Here is a 19,220-nt window from a genome sequence, read left to right on the forward strand (position 1 = left end):
AAGTGGAAAGCAACGCCTTCCATTTGGAGATCCCGTGGAGATCGAATTCTTTGAACCCGCCGAAGCTGCCGCGCTGATGCGCTGCACAGAGTCCTGGCTCCGCGACGGCGCGACCAGCGGACGCTTTCCCCATGCATGCTGGGGCAAAGGAAAGATCATTTTCACTTCCGAGCACATCCTGGAAATCGCGAAGTTGAGTGAGATCCTTCCTGGCAGCACTGGTTCACTGCTCTCAGTCAGTCGACCGGCGGGGAACGAGCGGCTCATCGGTAGCCGCTCGAAAGCCAGACTGACCACGGTGCACTGAGTCAGGGTGATCGCCACACTTCGAGTTGCGGTTCGAACGCTTGACTCGGCAAGCAATACCGGAAGACGAACAAAAGCGAGGGCCGGGGGAGTAGGGGCGTGTGATGGACACCGCAGACACGCCAACCAGCGGCAGGCGGTGGTCGAAGCTAGCGGGGAACAACCCGCCGCAAACCGAAGGACCATCGAGATCATCCGCTCCACCGCAAAAGCCCTGACCGCTGTAACTGCCCTCCTTCTGGGCGCCTCGCTTGCCGGATGTGACACTGCCGCAAACGCCCTCGAGGTCCTCGAATCTCCTGCAGGCGTCGCTGCCGGAGCACCTTCCCCGGCAGATGCAATCAACGCTCTCAAACAACTGAAGGGCGTCCCGGTGAAAGGCCGCGCCCCGAAGACTGGCTATACCCGTGATGAGTTTGGACCGGCCTGGGCTGACACGGACCGCAACGGCTGCGACACCCGCAACGACATCCTTGCCCGTGATCTGGCCAACGAAACATTCAAGCCAGGAACCAACAACTGTGTAGTTGCCACCGGAACCCTGGCCGACAAGTACACCGGTACAACCATCAACTTTGTCCGTGGCCGGGACACAAGCTCCGACGTCCAAATCGACCACATCGTTGCCCTCAGCGACGCCTGGCAGAAGGGCGCGCAACGGCTCAACGCTGACCAGCGCAAGGAACTCGCCAACGACCCCCTGAATCTCAGGGCTGCCGACGGACCAACTAACAGTGCCAAAGGCGACACGGATGCCGCGACCTGGCTGCCGCCGAACAGAGCCTTCCGATGCAAACACGTCGCCCGCCAAACTGCCGTGAAGGTCAAATACCGACTCTGGGTCACACAAGCCGAGCACGACGCAATTGTCGGCATTCTCGAAGGCTGCAAGTAGACCCTGTTAGCACGGCCGGAATTCATGGTCCACCACAGAGGAATAGTCGTGCTTTTACCCGCTCGGGGCTGTAGGTGCATTCGCCTGACAGTCGCCGCGGATCCGGTGAGACCAGCCAGCGCCACCAGCGTGACGGCGCCGGTTCCGGCACCTCGCCGCCCAAGAAGGCCAGCGCGGCCTCGACGATGTCGTTCGCGGTGAGTGTCATGACGCCCTCACGATCGAGCGCGTCGAGACTTTGTTCCTTGTCGAGCGACAGGCGCAGCGCCTGGCGGTTGAGCGCCTGTTCGAACAGCGTGCGGGCGAACCGTGCGTTGCCGGAGTCCTCGCTCGCATGAAGCCCTGCCCCATTCCCCATGGCGTCATCATAGGGACGGCCAACGATAGCCGCTACGCCTCTTCGGGCTCCACGCCGCCGTCCTCGAAGGTCCCCCCGCGGCGACCCGTTCCGCGGTGCGCCGGTACGCCTGGCGATGTTAGTCCTCGACGTCCTGTCGCCCGATGCTCCACACGCACCTTCCGCCGACCTGAATTCCGCGAAGCCCCCGTGTCCTGAGCAGTGCCCGAGTGTTCGAGTCCGGCCGTGTACGCCATGTCACCGACGACATCGTAGGGCAAGCAGTTCGAATCGGTAGGACGTGCAGTTGGAGAATTGGCCAGCGGGCCGGGTTTGGCTCAGGTACGGACGGGACGAGGGTCCCGGGGCCGGTGACGCCTTCATTGCAGCGACCCCGGCGGCGGCCGGGGGGATGTGCGTGTGTGCGGCGAGAAACAAAAGAAGACCCGCGACATTACGTCGAGCCGGGGATGGTCTGGTCTATAGGATCAGCTCATGACGATCGTTGATTGCAAGGTTTTTTGGGTACCCACGTTCATTAATGACCGCGACGGTATCCAGGAGGTGCCCAATGCGGGTGCTCTCATCAAAGAATGGGTCCGGAAGGGTTACGAGGTCGTTTCAGTGGTGCCTGGCACGAACGCTCAAACGTGTAGCGGTCTGTTCATCACGATGCGGCGCTAGTGCTCACTGTCTACCGAGTGGCCTACGACGGCGTGCTGCCGGCCTCCCGTCTGTTCGACGTCGTCGCCGACGGTTCCACGAGTGATGGGCCGTTCCCGCTTGCCTAAAGGGTTGCGGGGGCGTCGGTCGGGACATAGAGATGCCTGTGCGTCTGTGGTCCTTCGGAGCGGTCCAGGCAGCTGTAACTACCTAGATTCATGAGCGAGCCGTGCATCTCGTCACGGAACACGCCACCGAGCATGCGTCACGGCCGCCTCAGCGGCCGCGACGCAGCAGCCCGGTGTTGGCAAGGAAACCGTGCGGCGCTGGGTGGTACAGGCCCAGATCGATGCCAGAGACCGGCCTGTGTTAACGCCAGCCGAAAATAGGGCCAGGAACGCCAACTGAAAATAGGGCCACCGACCATTATGGAAGGTTGTGTGGCCCGGGGACATCCCTGACACTGTGTTGTCGGGAGATGGCTGACAGTCTAACCCTCGATAGACGGTTTGGAGGGGCGCCCTCGTTTGGCACCGCTGCCGTGGTAGGTGCCGACGGGTCCCAGCACGAGCTGGCGCAGGATTTCGCCGGTGCCGGCGTGGTGGATCATGACATGTTCCGGGCCGTCGATGACCCTGACGTGTTCGCCGCTGTATGCCTGACCGATGTTGATCTTGCGTCTGCGGAAGTTCACCGATCCGGCTGAGGAGACTTTCAGGACCCGCGGGGCAGAGCTGACGCGGCGGTCATCGGTCGGCGAAGCCTTCCTGGACACGGTGTAGACGGCGGCCGGCGTCTGTTGTTCCAGAGACCGGTGCGGCCTTTCGTGGTTGTAGTGCCACCGGAAGGCGTCACACAGATGTTGCAGGGCCTCGATGCTTAGTGCCGGGCCGTGGTCGGCGTAGTACTCCTTGAATGTGCGGTGGTAGCGTTCAAGCTTCCCGCAGGTCTGCGGATGGCGGGGCCGGGAGTTCAGCTGGCTAACGCCCAGGGCCGCCAGTCGTTCCTGGAAGTGGACCGGTTTGTGTCCTTTGCGGGAGCGGAACTGCAGCCCGTTGTCGCTGATCAACTGTCGCGGCGCCCCGTGCTCCAGCACGGCCGTCTCCATCGCCGCCCAGGCGGCCTGTGCCGTGAAGCGACGGACTGCGTGGGCGCCGATGGCGAACCGTGCGTGGTCATCGATCAGATCCACAATCCAGGCCTTGGAACCATCAGCCAAGGCAACCTGAGTGCCGTCAATCTGCCACAGGTCGTTCGGGGCGTGCCGCTCGAACCGTTTCCATGCCTTCGGCGTCCGTTGCTCTTGCCGGTTGACCAGTCCGTGGCGGCTGAGGACGCGGTGGACCGTTGATACGGCAGGTACCGGATCCAGCCCCGCCTGCTTGAGTTTGGTCTGCAGAATCCGGGCGCCCCAACGCGGATTGTCTACCCGCAGTCGGACGATCAGCGACTCAACCTCGTCGGCAGTTTGCCCAGGAGAGTTTGTGGGACGCCGAGAACGAGGCTGGAGACCCGAGGTTCCCTCTGCCCACAACCGCCGGCGGTATTCGTAGAAGCTCTGTCGCGAAATGCCGTACCGGCGGCCAAGCTTCCGCCACGGAAATGCCATCACGGGTCGGGGCCAACAGGATTTCGAGCCAACGATCATTCACGCTCATCACTCTCATCTGATAAAGAGTGTCAGCGATGTCCCGCTAACGGACTGTCAGCCATGTGTCCGGACCACACAATAGAACCACAACCCCGTGGCCCCGTTTTCAAGTGGCACTAATGGCCCTATTTTCGGTTGGCGTTAACAGCCCCGGCTGCCAAAGCCAGAAGAGACCACCGCTTCCGGGCCCGGCCGGGTCGCCGGATTAGAAGCGACAGAGCCAGCCACAGGCTCAGCAGCTCCGCCAGGAGCAGTGCCAGCGAGACCGCCCAGCTGTAGCGCTGCAGCCAGTCCTCCTGCACCACCGTCGGCACTGGCAGCTGACCGTGGAGGATCCGCAGGATGTTGGTGTCGATGGCCTTGAGCCGTGAGGGGGCCGACGTGTCGTTTCCGTTGATGACCAGGGCGACGCCAAGGCGGGAGTCGGGAACCATGGCCAGGTACGTGTGCGAGTTGCCCCATTCGCCTTGATGCTCGAGCAGCAACGGCAGATCCCGGTCCGCGGCGGGGTCTCCAGAAGGGTCAACCGACTCCACGAGCGGGTGGGTGAACCACCCCATGGCGTACCCCTTGGACCCGTCCACCCGGACCCGTGGCTCGAACATTGCCTCCACGCTTTCGGGCTGAAGGATGCGACCATCACCGCACTTTCCCTCGTCCAGCAGTGCCATCAGCTCATGGCCCAGATCCTCGGCGGAGGAGTACATCGTGGTGGACGGCATCCCAATGGTGGGTGAGGGCACATCGGTCTGGAGCCAGAACCTGCCGAACCACTATGGGGAGCGGGTGCCTCGGGTTCGGGCACGCTCGCTGTCCATTCGATCCATCTGGTCGAGCCAGCTCGTGATGAGCTCCAGAGAGAGTCCGATGTTGCCGATGTGGCAGTGATTCTGGGCGTCGTCGGCGCCGGTTAGGATGTGGCCGCTCACCGACCGCGCGCCGGTCAGCGCCGCCATCTGCCGGTGGAACTGGCGCTGGGGAATGTAGTGGTCTTCGCCTCCGGCGAGAAGCAGCGTGTCGGCGCGTACGTAAGCGGAATAGGCCGCCGTGCCGAACCGGTCCGCGGTTCTCAGGAAGGCGGAGGGGCTGTCGACGCCGAAGACGTGCATGCCTTGGTGCAGCCCCCATTCGAGCACCGGGCTGTGGCGCATGGCGCGATGAGCCAGCGCGTCGACAGCGGTGTCAGCCCCCGCCTTCAGTAGGCCTGCCAAGACACCGCGGAGCATTGCCGGGGCCTGTCGGAGGCTGGCCTCGAGGAAGTCATACAGGACGGCGTCGCACACGACGCGTCGAACGCGAGGTTCGTAGGCGGCAGCTCGGATAGCGAGGCCGCTCCCCAACGAAATCCCCAACAACGTGACGTCCGTCAGCCGGTAGTAGTCCAGGACGGCCGCCACCGGGCGCTCCCAGTCCACCCGGAACGCCAACCCGGCCTCTTCCAGGGCGCCGCCCTGTCCTGGGCCCTCGAATCCGATGGCATCCCAACCGTGCGCCCGAAGCGCGTCCATGATCGGAAACAATTCCTCGATGTAGCTGTCGAACCCGCCGAAGACCAGGACGGCGCCCTTGGCAGGCGCTAGGGCGTCGAAGCGGTATGCCGGCAGCCATCCGGCGGCGAAGGGGACGCGGTCGCGGTTGCTGTAGCCCATGCCGCGGCTCTGCAGCAGCAATTCGACAAATCGAGTCCGCAGCGGTCCTTTCTCGGGATCGTCGCCGCGGACGAAGAACTCGGCCGCTCGGACATGGAAAGCGGCGCGGCGCAGGTCCCCTTCGGTGAGCGCCGACTCGGCCAGCTCGAGGAACAACTGCCGGTTGGTGGCGTAGTCACTCAATTGACCAACAACGCTGCGGATGTCGGGGAGGGCATCCCCGCCGGTCCAAGCAACCCATCGGTTGAGCTGATAGTTGATCGACGCGTCATCGTGCAAGTGGTGGATACCTACGTGCTGCGCATTCAGATTGTTCGGTGACTCCACGGGACCGTACATCCTTCTAAGGTTGCGGCAGTCTGCCTGGTTGCCTTGAACAACAACACCTGGGGTTGTGGTTGGAGTCGAATCCTAGTGCCATGGTGCCGGTCGCTGTCCGGCTACAGGCTCACCCTTCGGTCTGGTGTAGTACGGTCCGGGCCTCGCGGCCCGGCTGCGTTGACCCACAGTGCGCATCTGGCTCGTGGGCGACATTCGGGAATCGTATTTATGAGCGGTCCGTCCCTGTTCTTCCCCGTCGCCAGAAGCGGACTGGTCCGGACGGTACCCCGTGTTTTCAGTCATATGCGCATCGTGCCATCTTGCCGGGGTCATTACCAGAGCAGCAGCTCCACCTGTCGGCCCCGGGCCTACGGGCACTTTGCAGGACGAAATATCGCCTATACCAAGCGAATTCCTGATTACGCCCCGCCAATCGACCTCGGTGGAGCTGCCGTCCAGGCCGGAAACAGTTTCTGCAGTACATCCTGCGAGTGGGGACGGACGAAAGAAAAAGCCGCCGCAGGCTGCACAGTCTCCTGACCGGCCCTCAGCGTACCTCCACCTATCGTGGGCCGTGGCTCCGCAGCCAGCCAAGGCTGGGCGCGCCCCCGTACAGGGTGATGGTTCCGAGCCTTCCGCAGGGGTCGCCGGACTTAGTGTCCCGGGCCGTTGGACATCAGGTTGTTCAACCAGGGCGGGAACCCTTCCGTGGGCGGACCTTGAACCTTTACGCCTTGGCACCGAGAAGGAACGCCAAGATTCGGTACTGACCGCTCTCAGGGGCCCGACCGGCCCTCGGAGTTGAGGCTCTCCAGAGTCGCTATTTCCTTCAGTTCCTGCAGTATTTCCAGTTGCTCACGGTTGATGGATATCAGAAGTTCGATCTCTTCCTTTGCCCTGATATTGGTGTCGAAGTCGTGCTGGGCCATGGCTGCGGCGATGGCGTCCTGTCGTTTGGCGGCGATGAGGAGAATGGCACCCTGGAGCCCCGCCAACATGGAGAGCAGGAGGTTCAGGAGTATGTAGGGGTATGGGTCCCAGGCCTTGGTCGCCAGCGCCCAGGTGTTGATAGCGGCCCAGATGACCATGAAGCCGATGAAGCTTCCCACGAAGGGCCAGCTTCCCATCCCGTTCCGCATGATGTCGGCGGCGCGTTGGCCTACGGTCAGGGAAGCTTTGTGTCTATCGTGCCAGGTCTTCTCTTGATCGGTCATTACTCAGACTAAGCCTCAGGCCCGGCACAGGTGGCGCACCGAGGCCACCGCATGGGCCCCTGCCCCCACCGCGTCTTCCCGGGGATGCCTTGCCCGGGTCCGTGGCGCTCCGCGCATGTATCTGATCAATACCCGCCAACAGTTCAGGGGCCGCGAATCGGAGGTATACGCTTAGCCCAACTCGTGCAAGACAGCGATGCCGCCGAACGCAGCTTTCAGACGGGAGCGCCTTGGCTGATCGAAGGAATGACGATGAAAGCGCTTGTTTATCACGGTCCCGGCCAGAAGGCATGGGAAGACGTACCTGATCCCAGGATTCAGAAGCCGTCAGACATCATCGTGAGGATCGAAACCACGACCATTTGCGGCACCGACCTGCACATCCTCAAAGGCGACGTTCCAGCAGTCGAAGCCGGCCGCATCCTCGGGCACGAGGGCGTCGGCACGATCACTGAAATCGGATCCGCGGTTGCAGGCCTCACGATCGGTGACCGCGTGATCATTTCGTGTATCTCCGCGTGCGGGCATTGTGACTACTGCAAACAGGGAGTCTTCTCACACTGTCTTGGAGACGAAGGGGCTTCCGGGATTGGTTGGATCCTCGGGCACCTCATCGACGGCACGCAGGCCGAATTCGTGCGCGTCCCGTATGCAGAAACGTCCGTTTACAAGATCCCCGGCAGTGTCAGCCCCCAAGCGGGGACATTGCTCTCCGATATCCTGCCTACAGGCCACGAAATCGGCGTGCAGTACGGTGCCGTCAAGCCCGGTGACGTCATCGCCGTAATCGGCGCCGGTCCCGTCGGGCTCGCCGCCATCACCACCGCGCAGCTCTACGGTCCCGCACGGATCATCGCGATCGACGTGGACCGGAACCGTGTGGAGCAGGCGAAACGGTTCGGAGCCACAGACAGCGTCGTGGCGACAGATGCCGACTGGAAAGATCAAGTGATGGCCCTTACCGACGGTCTCGGAGTCGACGTTGCCATCGAAGCAGTGGGCATACCGGAGACCTTCGCCATGGTCCTGGACATCGTCAGACCCGCCGGTCACGTCGCCAACGCCGGCGTACACGGCAAAGGGGTGGACCTGCCGCTGGATAAACTCTGGATCTCGAACATCACCATCACCACGGGCCTGGTGAACACCAACACCACCGGCACACTACTCAAGCTCGTCGCGCAAAAGAAGCTGCCCGTCGACCAATTCGTGAGTCACGCGTTCGATCTCAATGACATCGAAAAGGCTTACGACACCTTTTCACGGGCCCCCGAAACAAAGGCGCTCAAGGTGATGCTCAACGCCTAAAGCATCACCGAAGAAGTACACAACCAAAGCCCCGGCCCCCACCCTGCATAGGAAGGGGCCCCGGAGCCGCGGCGTGCTCTGTTACCGCGGGAGGCAGGGTACTTCAGGACTGCCGGCCGGGGCCTGTCGGCGCTGGCGCGGAAGGCCGGCGGTCGCGCCGCCGGACAATCGTCTTGCGGATTTCTTCTGCCCACATAACCGTGGAACCCACCAGGAGGGCCAGCCCCCACTGGGCTGAGCTCATGGCCGTGGTGTCGAATAAGCCCTGCAGTACATCCAGGTTCACCACCATAATCTGGAGCACGATCACAGCGATCAATGACACCCAGATGCTGCGGTTGGTGAAGGTCTGCCTGGAGAAAACGGACCCGGAGTCTGAGCGCACGTTGAGCAGGTTGAATACCTGGTAAAAGACGAAGGTAGTAAACGCGAGGGTGGTTGGCAGGGCCGGGTTCGCTGAGCTTTCCGGGAACAGGGCGGGAGCAAGCATCAGGACGGCAATGGTCCCGGCAGCCATGACCGTGCCGAGACCAAGAATCCGCAGCAGACGGTCTCGGGTCAGCAACGGTTCGCCAAGGGGCCGCGGTTTCTGCTTCATGATGTCCGGCTCCGCCGGGTCAACACCCAGCGCCAACGCGGGAGGCCCATCCATGATGATGTTCACCCACAGGATCTGCAAGGCGGTGAACGGCGCACCACCGGCCAAGCCGAGCACACCGGCGGTGAGGAAGATCAGAACGAAGCCCCACGCCGTCGTCAGCTGGAACTTCACGAACTTGATGATGTTCGCGTAGACCCCCCGGCCTACCTCGACCGCAATGACAATGGTGGCGAAATTGTCGTCGGTCAGTATCATTCTGGCCGCGCCCTTGGACACATCGGTTCCGGTGATACCCATCGCGATGCCGATGTCTGCCTGTTTCAATGCCGGCGCGTCGTTGACGCCGTCGCCCGTCATCGCCACGACATTCCCTCCGGCCTGCAGCGCCTTGACGACGCGGATCTTATGTTCCGGGGCGACCCGGGCAAGCACGCCATATCCGGAGACCCGGCGGGTGAGCTGTGCGTCATCGAGCCGGTCCAGATCAGTCCCGGCCGCCGCCTCGCCGCGGATGCCCAGGCCAGCGGCGATAGCCGAGGCCGTGACCAGGTGATCCCCGGTGATCATGTGGACCTCGATCCCGGCCTCCCGTGCCGTGGCGATTGCCGCGGCGGCCTCGGGACGCGGCGGGTCGACAATCCCAACCACGGCGTATACCGTCAACCGGTCCGCCGTGAGCCGGAGCTCATCGGGGTCCTGCGGCAGGTCCGAATCGAGCCGGCGCCCGGCGATTACCAGCGTGCGAAGACCTTCCCCTGCCAGTGCCTGGACCTCCTCATGGATCCGCTGGCGCTCAGCGTCGTCCAGCGGGCGGATCCCCGTGTCAGTCAGGACAGAATCGGCACGTTCCATCAGTACGCCGGGTGCTCCTTTAGCGAAGCAGCGGAAGCGGGCGGGAGTGGTGTCTCCGGCGGTGAAGTTCTGCCGGTGGAAGGTGGCCATGAACTTGTAGTCCGAATCAAACGGGATTTCCGCCACACGGGGGTGCTCCTTTCGGGCACCCTCGACGTCAATCCCGCCCTTCTCGGCGAGTACAACGAGTGCGCCTTCTGTAGGATCTCCCACGAGTTCGCCGTCCTTCACGGAGGCATCGTTGCACAACGCCATGGACAGGAAGGTATCCGTCATCGCCGGGGGCGGGGCGCCATCGCTGCTCAGGATTTTGCCGTCTGTCGAATAGCCGTTGCCGGTGATCCGGAAGCTGCGTCCGGCAACGAGCAACTGCCGAACGGTCATTTCGTTGAGCGTCAGCGTCCCAGTCTTGTCCGTTGCTATGTGGGTGGTGCTGCCGAGTGTTTCGACCGCGGACAGCTGCTTGATGATGGCGCCGCGCCGGGCGAGCCGGGAAGCGCCCATGCTCAGAGTGAAAGCGACAACGGCGGTCAGACCTTCCGGGATGGTGGCTACCGAGAGGGAGACGGCGGTGATCAGCAGATCGGACCAGGTCTGGCCCCGGGACAATCCGAGTATGAAGACGATGGCAACGACAACGAGTGCGACGATCGTCAGCATCCCGGCAAGCTGATCGATCCGCCGCTGCAGCAGGGTCTTCTCAGTTCCCGCACCACCGAGCAATGAGGCGATGCCGCCGATCTCGGTGTCCATTCCGGTAGCCGTCGCCACCATCACGGCGCGCCCACGGCTGACGTCGGTGCTCGTGAAAAGCATGTTCGTCCTGTCCGCCAGCACAAGATCCGCGTCGGTCAGCATCTGGGTGGTCTTGTCCACGGGCTGGGACTCACCGGTCAGCGCGGCTTCGGCAACCTGCAGCCTCACAGCCTCGATCAGTCGGCCGTCCGCAGGGACCGAATCCCCGGCGTCCAGCAGCACAATGTCTCCTGGCACCAGTTCGGAGTTGGAAATTTCCTGCTCGCCCCCGTCCCGGCGCACCCGAGACGTGTCCACAGTCATCTTCCGCAGCGCCGCAAGACTGCTGTCAGCCCGTCTCTCCTGAACGTAGTTCAGAACCGTGTTGAGGATGATGACAGCCAGAATCACGACGGGCGTTTCCCATTCCCGGGAGACCGAGGCGCTCACTGCGGCGGCAACGACCAGCAGGATAGTCATCTTCCCCGCCAGGAGCCGCAGTACTTTTTTCCATGCAGGTTTCTTTTGTGCCTCAGCCAGCACATTGGGCCCGTGCTCCAGCTGCCGTGATTCCGCGGCAGCTGTGGTCAGCCCAACCGAAGGGTCTGTCCGGAGGGCCGCTGCGGTGTCGACCGCCGACAGCGTATGCCACGACGGCCCGGCGGACCCGGACGCTGGGGAGGTCCCCGCTCGTGAAGTGCGGGAATCGTTGGAAACCATGGAAAAACTCCTCGCAACGAACTGGCCCGCGGGACATACATCCTGCGAGGCCCAGCGTATAGGAAAGAAACGTTGCAGCCTTTTGCCCATGGGCTGCAAACCGGGGGCCATCTCGGCCGGGCCAGGCGCACACGCCGACGCCGCGGCGAAAGCACGATTCACTTCAGACCTGCGCGTGGACAGGCGTGCTCGCCATCAATGCGTATTCCCTACTGGCGGGTTCCGGCACCGCCGCGGCGCGCACGGTTCCGTTCTCGTACTGACGCTGATCGCCCTGTGGGTGTTAGTCGTTCTCTCGCGGCCGCTGAACAGCTGGCGGGTAGCGATCATTTGGTGCCGTGTACGCCGCCCTGGTCCTCCTGCTGACCGTGCCTCCACTGCGGGATTTCTTTGATTTAACAGTGCTTCGGCAAGAACACCTGACGGTTATCTGTGCTGGTCTGCCTCATTGGCGCCCTCGCCGTCGAAGTCCTGTTCCGGTTCCACCGTCGCGGCCTCAACGCTGACCCGGCCCTCCCTCATTCAAGAACCCGCTGATGCATGGCAGCCGCAGATACAGCCGACAGTGCACCCGGCCCACTGGGGCGACCCCCTCGACCGAAGATGTTATCCAACTTCGAGTACTCCTGGCCTGGTCCTGACTACGAGCACGGGACAGGCGGCATGGTGGAGTACCTGCGTGGACACGGACCCGAGCAGCAGCCCGGTGAATCCTCCGTGGCCGCGGGAACCAACGACCAGCAGGTCGGCGTCCTTGGAAGCATTTATAAGGACGGTGACTGTAGGCCCTTGGACGACGTCACCAGTGACGTCGACACCTTCGGCAATCTCGGTTAGCGCTCTCCGGGCGGCCGGCTCGGGCGCGTGCTCTCGCCCGCGAGCGTGGAGGACCTCTTGTTGGTGCCCGGCAACCGGGCGGATGTCCTGGTAACAGCGGCCCTCGGCGAGTCCACCTTAAAGACCCTGTACTACCATCGCGGAAACATGGCCGGCATGATGGGACAGGAACAGGTTAGGAACAACGGCCAGGGCCAGGACGGAATCGCGCTGGCCACTCTTTCGGTGTCCGGTGAGCACGCAGCCCCTCCCTCGGTTGTGCCCGCCCAGCAGGCACCGGCAGATTTGAGGGCCTCTTCCGTGGCTCCCCATCGGCAGCTCACCTTCGCCACCGGCGGCATGGGTATGGGGATACGGATGATCAGTTTAACGATCAACGGACGCGAGTTCGACGAGACCCGGACGGACTCGACGGTGGCCGCCCGGACCGTCGAGGAGTGGACCCTGACAAATTCCAGCCCGTGTACCACTGCCACATCCTGGACCACGAGGACAGTGGAATGATGGGAGTCATCGACGTCCGATAGGTAGTCCCTGCCGTAGGAGCGCTGTGCACGATCAAAACCCCCCGAAAGTGGCATGGGTGACTCTTGTAGCCGTAGGTGCATTGACCGTCCTGATGGGGTCTGCCTTCGTGTTGCTGAGGCCTGTCGTCGTGCTTTTACCGGAAGACCAGCGATACACCGGGATGACGCCAGAGGAGCTGCGCAGCCTTCACCCAGCACTGTTCCATTGGATGGGACTGGTCTTCACGTCCTGGGGTGCCTTCGCCATCGGACTCGGAATTGCCATTGCCGGTCTGGCAGGCTTCTCGTACCGAAGAGGCGACATTTGGGCGGAGCGGATACTCTTCGTCACCGGAGTTTTCACCTTCGGCATATTTCTTTCCGTGAATCTCTTGCTGGGATCTGATTTTGGTCTATTCATCGCTATCCTCCTCATCGCTTATATGGCCGCATTAGCGCGCGGTCGCTTGTCAAGAGCGCGAAGGCGGGATCCGGGGCCAAGTTCGACCAGTAATACCTGACTGCCTGTTATCACCCGTTCTCTGGCGGAATTGAATTTTTCATCCAGTGATCCGTGGTGTGGTCCAGACCGGGTACCGCCCCACGGCTTAGGTCGCCTTCGGTGCCATGATCGTCGCCAGAGCCGATCACAAATGCGGACACAGAGAACATCGCCGGCGAAGACCGGCAGCCCCATCGCCGGCGCGACCCATCGTTGAGCCGGTTCGTTCCCCGGTTTCAGCGAAAGCTTGTTTTGCCATGGATGGGGCCCGGCACCACATTGCCGGCCGGCACGGCACCTGTCGCACGGTCGGTTGGCACTGCACTGTTCGGCGCGCTGGGACTACTTGCTTCCATTCCGCTGCTCCTGCCCCATCGCCGGTGCTTTGGGACATGGCGGTCCCTCGAAGATGTCATCCCTCTTCGAGGACTCCTGGCCAGGTCCTGACTACGAGCACGGCGCAGGCGGCGTGGTGGAGTACCTGCGTGGACACGGATCCGAGCAGCAGCCCGGTGAATCCTCCGTGGCCGCGGGAACCAACGACCAGCAGGTCGGCGTCCTTGGAGGCATTTATAAGGACGGTGACTGTAGGCCCTTGGACGACATCACCAGTGACGTCGACACCTTCGGTGTCCGCCCCCTTCAAGATGTCCGTCTGCATTCCCCGGGCTGTCGGCTCGAGAATGTTGCTATCCCAGATCATCGCTTCCATCCCGGCGGTCTCGGGAGGATACTCCCAGGCGGTTACTGCCCGTACCTGTCCGTGGCGGAGACGGGCCTCCGTGACGGCCCATTCGAGAGCGAACCGTGATTCCGCCGAGCCATCTACCCCGACCGCGATCCTGAATCCGTCTCCGTCGCCCATGATCTCCGCCGTCCGTTGGGGTCCTGCCTGGCTGGTTGCCATCAGTCTCCCATACAGGTTTCAGCGGCAAGGTGCCTGATGGAGATTGCAATTAAGGAGGATGCTACGCCGCAGGCCAGCCTGCCGGTGACGGGTGATGTGAGGGGTTTCCCAGTCAGGGCAGCCTCTTCCGTGCCGCGGCCTGAGGCAGGACCAGCGGTTTTCGGCGAGTGATTCGTCGTCCCTGTCATGGCTCCGTTGCCCCGGTGCTCATCGGGCCCCAAAGCATGCCTCTGAGCATGTCAAGTATCGCGCTTGTGCCGGCTCCCAGCGTCGCGGGTTGGCGTTCCGCCGAGGTTTCTTCGTCCGGTGCAGGATCCTGTCGCTGCTGCCCTGTCTTTGTCCTCTGGTACAACGGAATTGTGGTGATGTGGCTGACCTCGGCTATGTTGGCCGTGCCGGTGAAGATGGGCCCCTCAGACCATGCGATGACGGGCGTCAGAATGTAGCCACTTTCGGGAAGCGCGATTGCGGGGAGAATGCCCAGAATGTGCACGCTGCCCGGGTCCAATGCGGTTTCCTCACGGGCCTCGCGCAGCGCCGTAGCGGCCGGACCGTGGTCGCCGGCTTCTGCAGCGCCGCCGGGAAAAACCAGCTGCCCTGGGTAGTTGGTTAGATCGGATGCCCGTTCAGTGAGGAGCACGGACGGGCCCTGTGGGCTGTCCGTGAGCAGCACAAGCACCGCCGCCTGGTTAAGTGTGACCAGGGTCGGCCGGCGGTTCGGTTCTGGACGGTCAGGTCCGGTCAGCCGGGCCAACGTGTCGGCCCACGGCGGACGCACGGACGTTCCGCGGGTCAGCGTAGTCCGGCCAGCCTCGGAGTCCAGCCATTGAAGTTGGCCGGTTTGTACACGCAGCAGCCCCACTCCGGGAGCGGAATTGGCAGGCTGCACCAGCCGGGTCAACTGCCCAAAGCCAGGATGGCCGAACAACGCACGGGCAGGACGGTGGACCGTCAGGTCAGTCGCCTCTGAGAAATCAGCCGGGTTGTTTGCTACCGCCACGAAGGCCTGGCCGGATCCTACGAGGTTCGCCACCGGGCCGCCAAAGGCAACGAGGGTCTCGCTCATCGCCGGTACCAGCAGGAGGTTGACGCCAGACTCGGCCAGAGCATGCACCGCGTGGGGATTGAGCAGGTCCCGGCAGATTGCCAGTACCAGATGCCATCCGTCGTCACTGACATGGACCCGCAGCTGGGGCCAACCCTGAGGCTGGATACCTTCTTTGACCGGCCGATCGGCTGGCGAGTGCTTGTCCTGGGTCAACGGGGCAGGGGTGCCGCGCAAATACGCGACTGCCGTGTTACGCCGCCGCGGCGACCCAAGATGCTCGTCGTCGTGGTGGTAGCTTCCGGCAACGAGCATCTTGGGCCCGCCTGTCCGGCATGTCCAGCTCTGCAGGCGGGCGGCGAGGGACTCGGTGACGCAGAGCTCGGGCAGGACAACAATGCTCGCGCCGTTTGCGACCGCCGCGCTGATCAGCCGGTCGATCTCCTGGTGCTGTTTGTCTTCATCCTTCGGGCCGACAGGGAATGTCCGCCCGCTGGCGTCGGCCGGAAAGTGGAAATCAGCCAGGGTGCGGTTGGGATGGCAGGTTGCCACGACGGTGTTGCGATCTATGATCCCGGTGAGCTCGCGGGCAAGGCTGTAGTCGAAGATGACCTGGAACTGTGTGGCCCATTCCCCGGCGAGCCGGACGTGACGGGTCTCGTCGAGGCGGTTGGCCAGCCGCCACGGCGGGGAGGTCGCGGTCAGCGCGGTCACATGCCGGAGGTCTGGACTGTCCAGGGGGATAGGATCACCAACGCCTGGCTGGTAAGGGCTCCGGCGGCGAAAGGACTCGCGGAAGCTATGGCAGTACTGTTCATCCAAAAGTTCGGCCAGTAGCCGTGCGACAGCGACGGCGGGAAGGCCGTCGTCTGCGGTCAGTGCCGCCGCCAGTGCAGCGGCAACCTGAGGGCCCAGTTCGGGTCCGGTCGATGTGGTGGGCAGTAGGGACCTGATGCCGGCTGTGACCTGCTCCGCCTTAGCGCGGCAGCCGGCATCCTGGATCCGCTCCTGCAGTATGGGGTGCTCGTCCCGGCACAGCTGCAGCAGATGCGTGAGGGCGACCAGTGGTTCTCTCTCGGCGGCGATGGCTGTCTGGATGGACGCGACCCGCTGTGGCAGCGGTGATGGCCGGGCAACGCAGGGGGCACAGTCCGTCATGGATGCAGACGTGGTACCCCCTTGGACGTTGGCCGCCCCGGGATCGCCGTCCGGGGCAAAGGCGGCCCTTCCGGTGTCTTTCGAGTCCGCACCGCAGCCTGGATCCTTCACAATGCATCCTTCGCTGTTGCAATTTCATCTCGCTGAGCCTGACCGTGCCGGGTTGGCGGCGGAAACAGTCGGGCCGAGCCCGCCGGGAGTAAGGGGGTGCAGGATCCGGTTCGGCGTGCGGAATCTTGACTCCTCATCGATGTGATCCCCCTGCGCGCCGTGAAGTCCAGACCAGATAAGCGCCAAGCGCACCGCCCGCGCCCAGCCCGGCGCGCATTAATGGTTTCTCCCAACTTCCCCAGCGTTCCTTGTCCCCCGACGTCAGAGCCCCAACACCTCCGATCAGCGCCGCAGCAATCATGCCAGCTACCAGACGGTTGCCGATGCGTTCCACCCGCCCGACCAGGGGTTCGAGCTCCGCGGCCCGTAAATGGACTTCCAACCCCGTGTCGAGGGTATCCACGACTCGACGCAGTAACTCCGGCAGGTCCCCGGCCAATTCCGCTGCGTCAGCACTGACTGCGGCCATGCGGCTGGCAAGTGCCTGCGGCGCAAAGCGGCCCAACATCAGCTTCCTGGCATAGGGGGCAAGCATCACGCCCAAATTAAAGCCGGGGTCCAGTTCAACTCCGATGCCTTCAGCCATGATCATCATCTTCAAGAGCTTCGCCAGTTCCTGCGGCATCTGCAGGTGGTAAGTGCGCATCAGCGCGACCGCTTGGGTGATCAGCGGCCCGATTTCGATCTGATTTAGTGGGCGGCCTTCGTAGAGGGCAATAAACCGGGTGACGTCCGCGCGCAGCCGGCTGCTGTCCACAGGCTGCCGGGTTACGGAAAGGTCCAGCAAAGCGGAGCCGACACGGCCCGGGTCGCTGCGGGCCAATGCAGTCAGCAGGACGCCGAGTTGGCCCCGGAGCTTCTCGTTCACCTCGCCGACCATGCCGAAGTCGATGAGACCTATGCGGCCGCCGGATTCGATGAACAGGTTGCCCGGATGCGGATCGGCGTGGAAGAACCCGTCTTCAAAGACCATTTTGAGGGCTGTGCCGGCGGACCGGACAGCCAGCGCAGCCCGGTCGATCCCTGCACCGTCCAAGGCCGCGAGATCATTGACTTTCATCCCCACAATCCGCTCCAGCGTCAGCACCCGGGACGTGGTCGTCTCCCAAAAGACGCGGGGAATGTGGACGCCGGGGTCGGAGGCAAAGTTCTCGGCGAATCGCTCCGCGTTCCGCCCTTCCTGCAGATAGTCGAGTTCTGCCCGTAAAGTCTGTGCAAACTCCGCGGCTATGCCGGGGAGGTTGTAGTCGCCCGCTGCCTCCCACCGGTTGCTGATCTGGACCGCGAGGTTCTGCAGAATATCCAGGTCTGCCTCGATCGTGGGTATGACGTCGGGCCGGCGGACTTTTACCACGACGGGTGTTCCGTCGTGGAGAGTTGCTGCATGGGCCTGGCCGATAGAGGCACTCGCGAGGGGTTCGAGGGTGAAGTCCGCAAACACCTCGTCCGGTCCGGACCCGAGTTCTTCGCGGATTACCTGTCGGATCGTTGCGCCTGGCACCGGCGGGGCAGCGTCCTGGAGTTTAGCCAACTGGGTCTGGTATTGGAGCGGCAAGAGGTCAGGCCGGGTGGAGAGGAGTTGGCCGAGCTTGATGAACGTCGGTCCCAGTTCTTCGAGGGCCAACCGCAAGTGGTCCGGATTCGTGTACGGCTCGGCCCTTCGTTCGTGACCCATGAGCCCCTGGTGGAACGGGACCCAGCGCTCAAGTCCGGTGATGCCCACGAGGAAGCCCAGCCCGTGCCGGGCCAGAACCTCGCCGATTTCCTGATAGCGGTGTACACGTATGTTCGTTGTCATTGTCCGTTCTGATTTCCGTGTGATGTGGGGGTCTTCGAAGTGGAAGGGCGTGCCTCACGTTCCTGCACGTCTTGCCTTTCCATGCGGCGGGGCGCGGTCTATTGTCCATGGGAGTTTTCAGGTCTTTGCAGGGTGGGCTGTCTTCGCGGCAGCACAAGGACGACCATGGACACCAGAACCAGGCCCATGCCGGCCAAGCTCCAACTGCTCTGACGTTCGCCCAAGACAACCATGGACAACAGGATGCCGAACACCGGAACCAGGAAGGTCCATGCCGTGACCGCGTCCAGGCGGCACTGTTGGACTTCTGTGAACCAGCCGAGAAAGGCCGCAGCGGTGCCGACGAGGGAGACATACAGGAGAATGCCGATGAAGCGCACACCCCAGTTGATGGCCGGTGCCCCTTCGGTGAGCCCGGCGATGACGGCAAGAATTGCGCCACCGATCAGGAAATGCCAGGCGATCACCTGCAGGACATCGGCCTTTATCTGCCTCGAAATCAAAGTCCCGGCAGTGACCGCGAGAGCCGCGGTGATGGACAGCCACGCACCGGTGCCAGTTCCGCTGGGCAGGGCGACTGCCAATAGCCCTGCGAAGCCTGTCCCCATCGCTGCCAGCGTTCGCGCGGACACGCGCTCCTTGTATATCCACCAGGCCGGAAGCACTATGAGCAGGGGCTGGGCATTGGCCAGGACGGAGGCGGCCCCTGTTGAGAGGCCGGCCAGACCGCCGAACATGGCACTGAATGCCAGTGTGACATTGACAATTCCCATCACTGCTATCAGAGTCCAGGTCCGTGCCCCGCGCGGCGTCGGTTCCCGCCGGAATCCCGCAACTGCGAGAAGCGCCCCGCCGGCAATGAGCGCGCGCAACGCGGCAAACCACAGCAGCGGGGCATCCGCCAGACCGATACTGATCGCCAGAAAGCACGAGCCCCAGGCGAAAGTGATCCACAGCATCCGCACCGGCTTGGGCCGGCGCAGGTCTCCGACCTGTCCGGCACCAATTACTGCTTGGGGTATGCGCACAGCAGCTCCTTTGACAGCAGAATCCCGGAAAGGCTTCCGGCCGGCACTTCGCACGGCTTGGTCGGCGGTGCCCCGC

General features: G+C 63.3%; 15 protein-coding genes and 1 pseudogene. 5 read left to right on the forward strand and 11 right to left on the reverse strand.

Annotated features, from left to right (window positions below):
* Positions 1-34: 34 nt before the first annotated feature.
* Both CXR02_RS10870 and CXR02_RS10875 read left to right on the forward strand, forming a co-directional pair.
* Positions 35-307, forward strand: a complete 273-nt coding sequence (locus tag CXR02_RS10870; RefSeq protein WP_104062010.1) for a hypothetical protein — start codon at positions 35-37, stop codon at positions 305-307.
* Positions 308-445: 138 nt separating this feature from the next.
* Entirely contained in the window at positions 446-1,201 is a 756-nt protein-coding gene (locus tag CXR02_RS10875) for an HNH endonuclease family protein (RefSeq protein ID WP_258060908.1), read from the forward strand.
* A 22-nt stretch (positions 1,202-1,223) separates the two neighbouring features.
* Here CXR02_RS10875 and CXR02_RS10880 read toward each other — a convergent pair.
* The 5 genes and pseudogenes from CXR02_RS10880 to CXR02_RS10910 all read right to left on the reverse strand — a co-directional run.
* A pseudogene (locus CXR02_RS10880) lies at positions 1,224-1,544 on the reverse strand (hypothetical protein); the annotation flags it as partial.
* A 1,147-nt stretch (positions 1,545-2,691) separates the two neighbouring features.
* On the reverse strand, positions 2,692-3,810 hold the full coding sequence (locus tag CXR02_RS10895; RefSeq protein WP_258060915.1) for an IS481 family transposase: 1,119 nt from the start codon (positions 3,808-3,810) through the stop codon (positions 2,692-2,694).
* Between the two features lie 167 nt (positions 3,811-3,977).
* A complete protein-coding gene (locus CXR02_RS10900) occupies positions 3,978-4,574 on the reverse strand; it encodes a serine hydrolase (RefSeq protein ID WP_104062013.1) in 597 nt (198 codons plus the stop codon).
* 51 nt (positions 4,575-4,625) lie between these two features.
* On the reverse strand, positions 4,626-5,828 hold the full coding sequence (locus CXR02_RS10905; RefSeq protein WP_181037191.1) for an alpha/beta fold hydrolase: 1,203 nt from the start codon (positions 5,826-5,828) through the stop codon (positions 4,626-4,628).
* 770 nt (positions 5,829-6,598) lie between these two features.
* Entirely contained in the window at positions 6,599-7,036 is a 438-nt protein-coding gene (locus CXR02_RS10910; RefSeq protein WP_104062015.1) for a DUF1003 domain-containing protein, read from the reverse strand.
* A 252-nt stretch (positions 7,037-7,288) separates the two neighbouring features.
* Between CXR02_RS10910 and CXR02_RS10915 the strand changes: the two genes are divergently transcribed.
* A complete protein-coding gene (locus CXR02_RS10915; protein WP_104062016.1) occupies positions 7,289-8,344 on the forward strand; it encodes a zinc-dependent alcohol dehydrogenase family protein in 1,056 nt (351 codons plus the stop codon).
* A gap of 103 nt (positions 8,345-8,447) precedes the next feature.
* On the opposite strand, the gene CXR02_RS10920 is transcribed toward CXR02_RS10915, so the two are convergent.
* Together CXR02_RS10920 and CXR02_RS10925 are read right to left on the reverse strand one after the other, a co-directional pair.
* A complete protein-coding gene (locus CXR02_RS10920) occupies positions 8,448-11,252 on the reverse strand; it encodes a cation-translocating P-type ATPase (protein ID WP_104062017.1) in 2,805 nt (934 codons plus the stop codon).
* Positions 11,253-11,858: 606 nt separating this feature from the next.
* A complete protein-coding gene (locus CXR02_RS10925; RefSeq protein ID WP_104062018.1) occupies positions 11,859-12,173 on the reverse strand; it encodes a universal stress protein in 315 nt (104 codons plus the stop codon).
* A gap of 377 nt (positions 12,174-12,550) precedes the next feature.
* Here CXR02_RS10925 and CXR02_RS22905 point away from each other — a divergent pair, with 377 nt between their 5' ends.
* Entirely contained in the window at positions 12,551-12,616 is a 66-nt protein-coding gene (locus tag CXR02_RS22905; RefSeq protein WP_258060916.1) for a multicopper oxidase domain-containing protein, read from the forward strand.
* Between the two features lie 56 nt (positions 12,617-12,672).
* Positions 12,673-13,116, forward strand: a complete 444-nt coding sequence (locus CXR02_RS10935; protein WP_146072510.1) for a hypothetical protein — start codon at positions 12,673-12,675, stop codon at positions 13,114-13,116.
* A 393-nt stretch (positions 13,117-13,509) separates the two neighbouring features.
* Here CXR02_RS10935 and CXR02_RS10940 read toward each other — a convergent pair whose 3' ends face one another.
* From CXR02_RS10940 to CXR02_RS10955, 4 genes are all read right to left on the reverse strand, one after another.
* The gene (locus CXR02_RS10940; RefSeq protein ID WP_258060909.1) at positions 13,510-14,004 is read right to left on the reverse strand and encodes a universal stress protein; all 495 of its coding nucleotides are present in this window, start codon (positions 14,002-14,004) and stop codon (positions 13,510-13,512) included.
* A gap of 184 nt (positions 14,005-14,188) precedes the next feature.
* Positions 14,189-16,318: an NUDIX domain-containing protein gene (locus CXR02_RS10945; protein ID WP_219816413.1), complete on the reverse strand. Its 2,130-nt coding sequence runs from the start codon at positions 16,316-16,318 to the stop codon at positions 14,189-14,191.
* 133 nt (positions 16,319-16,451) lie between these two features.
* Positions 16,452-18,116, reverse strand: a complete 1,665-nt coding sequence (locus CXR02_RS10950; RefSeq protein WP_104062021.1) for an AarF/ABC1/UbiB kinase family protein — start codon at positions 18,114-18,116, stop codon at positions 16,452-16,454.
* Positions 18,117-18,214: 98 nt separating this feature from the next.
* Complete coding sequence (locus tag CXR02_RS10955; protein WP_219816414.1) at positions 18,215-19,144, reverse strand: DMT family transporter; 930 nt, start codon at positions 19,142-19,144, stop codon at positions 18,215-18,217.
* Positions 19,145-19,220: the final 76 nt, after the last annotated feature.

Source organism: Arthrobacter sp. 4R501 (assembly GCF_002929755.1).
Classification (GTDB): Bacteria; Actinomycetota; Actinomycetes; order Actinomycetales; family Micrococcaceae; genus Arthrobacter.

Coding starts and splice junctions, on each gene's coding strand:
- CXR02_RS10900 (WP_104062013.1), bottom strand. CDS start 4,574: ATGCCGTCCACCACGATGTACTCCTCCGCCGAGGATCTGGGCCATGAG.
- CXR02_RS10895 (WP_258060915.1), bottom strand. CDS start 3,810: ATGGCATTTCCGTGGCGGAAGCTTGGCCGCCGGTACGGCATTTCGCGA.
- CXR02_RS10910 (WP_104062015.1), bottom strand. CDS start 7,036: ATGACCGATCAAGAGAAGACCTGGCACGATAGACACAAAGCTTCCCTG.
- CXR02_RS10950 (WP_104062021.1), bottom strand. CDS start 18,116: ATGACAACGAACATACGTGTACACCGCTATCAGGAAATCGGCGAGGTT.
- CXR02_RS10915 (WP_104062016.1), top strand. CDS start 7,289: ATGAAAGCGCTTGTTTATCACGGTCCCGGCCAGAAGGCATGGGAAGAC.
- CXR02_RS10940 (WP_258060909.1), bottom strand. CDS start 14,004: ATGGCAACCAGCCAGGCAGGACCCCAACGGACGGCGGAGATCATGGGC.
- CXR02_RS10920 (WP_104062017.1), bottom strand. CDS start 11,252: ATGGTTTCCAACGATTCCCGCACTTCACGAGCGGGGACCTCCCCAGCG.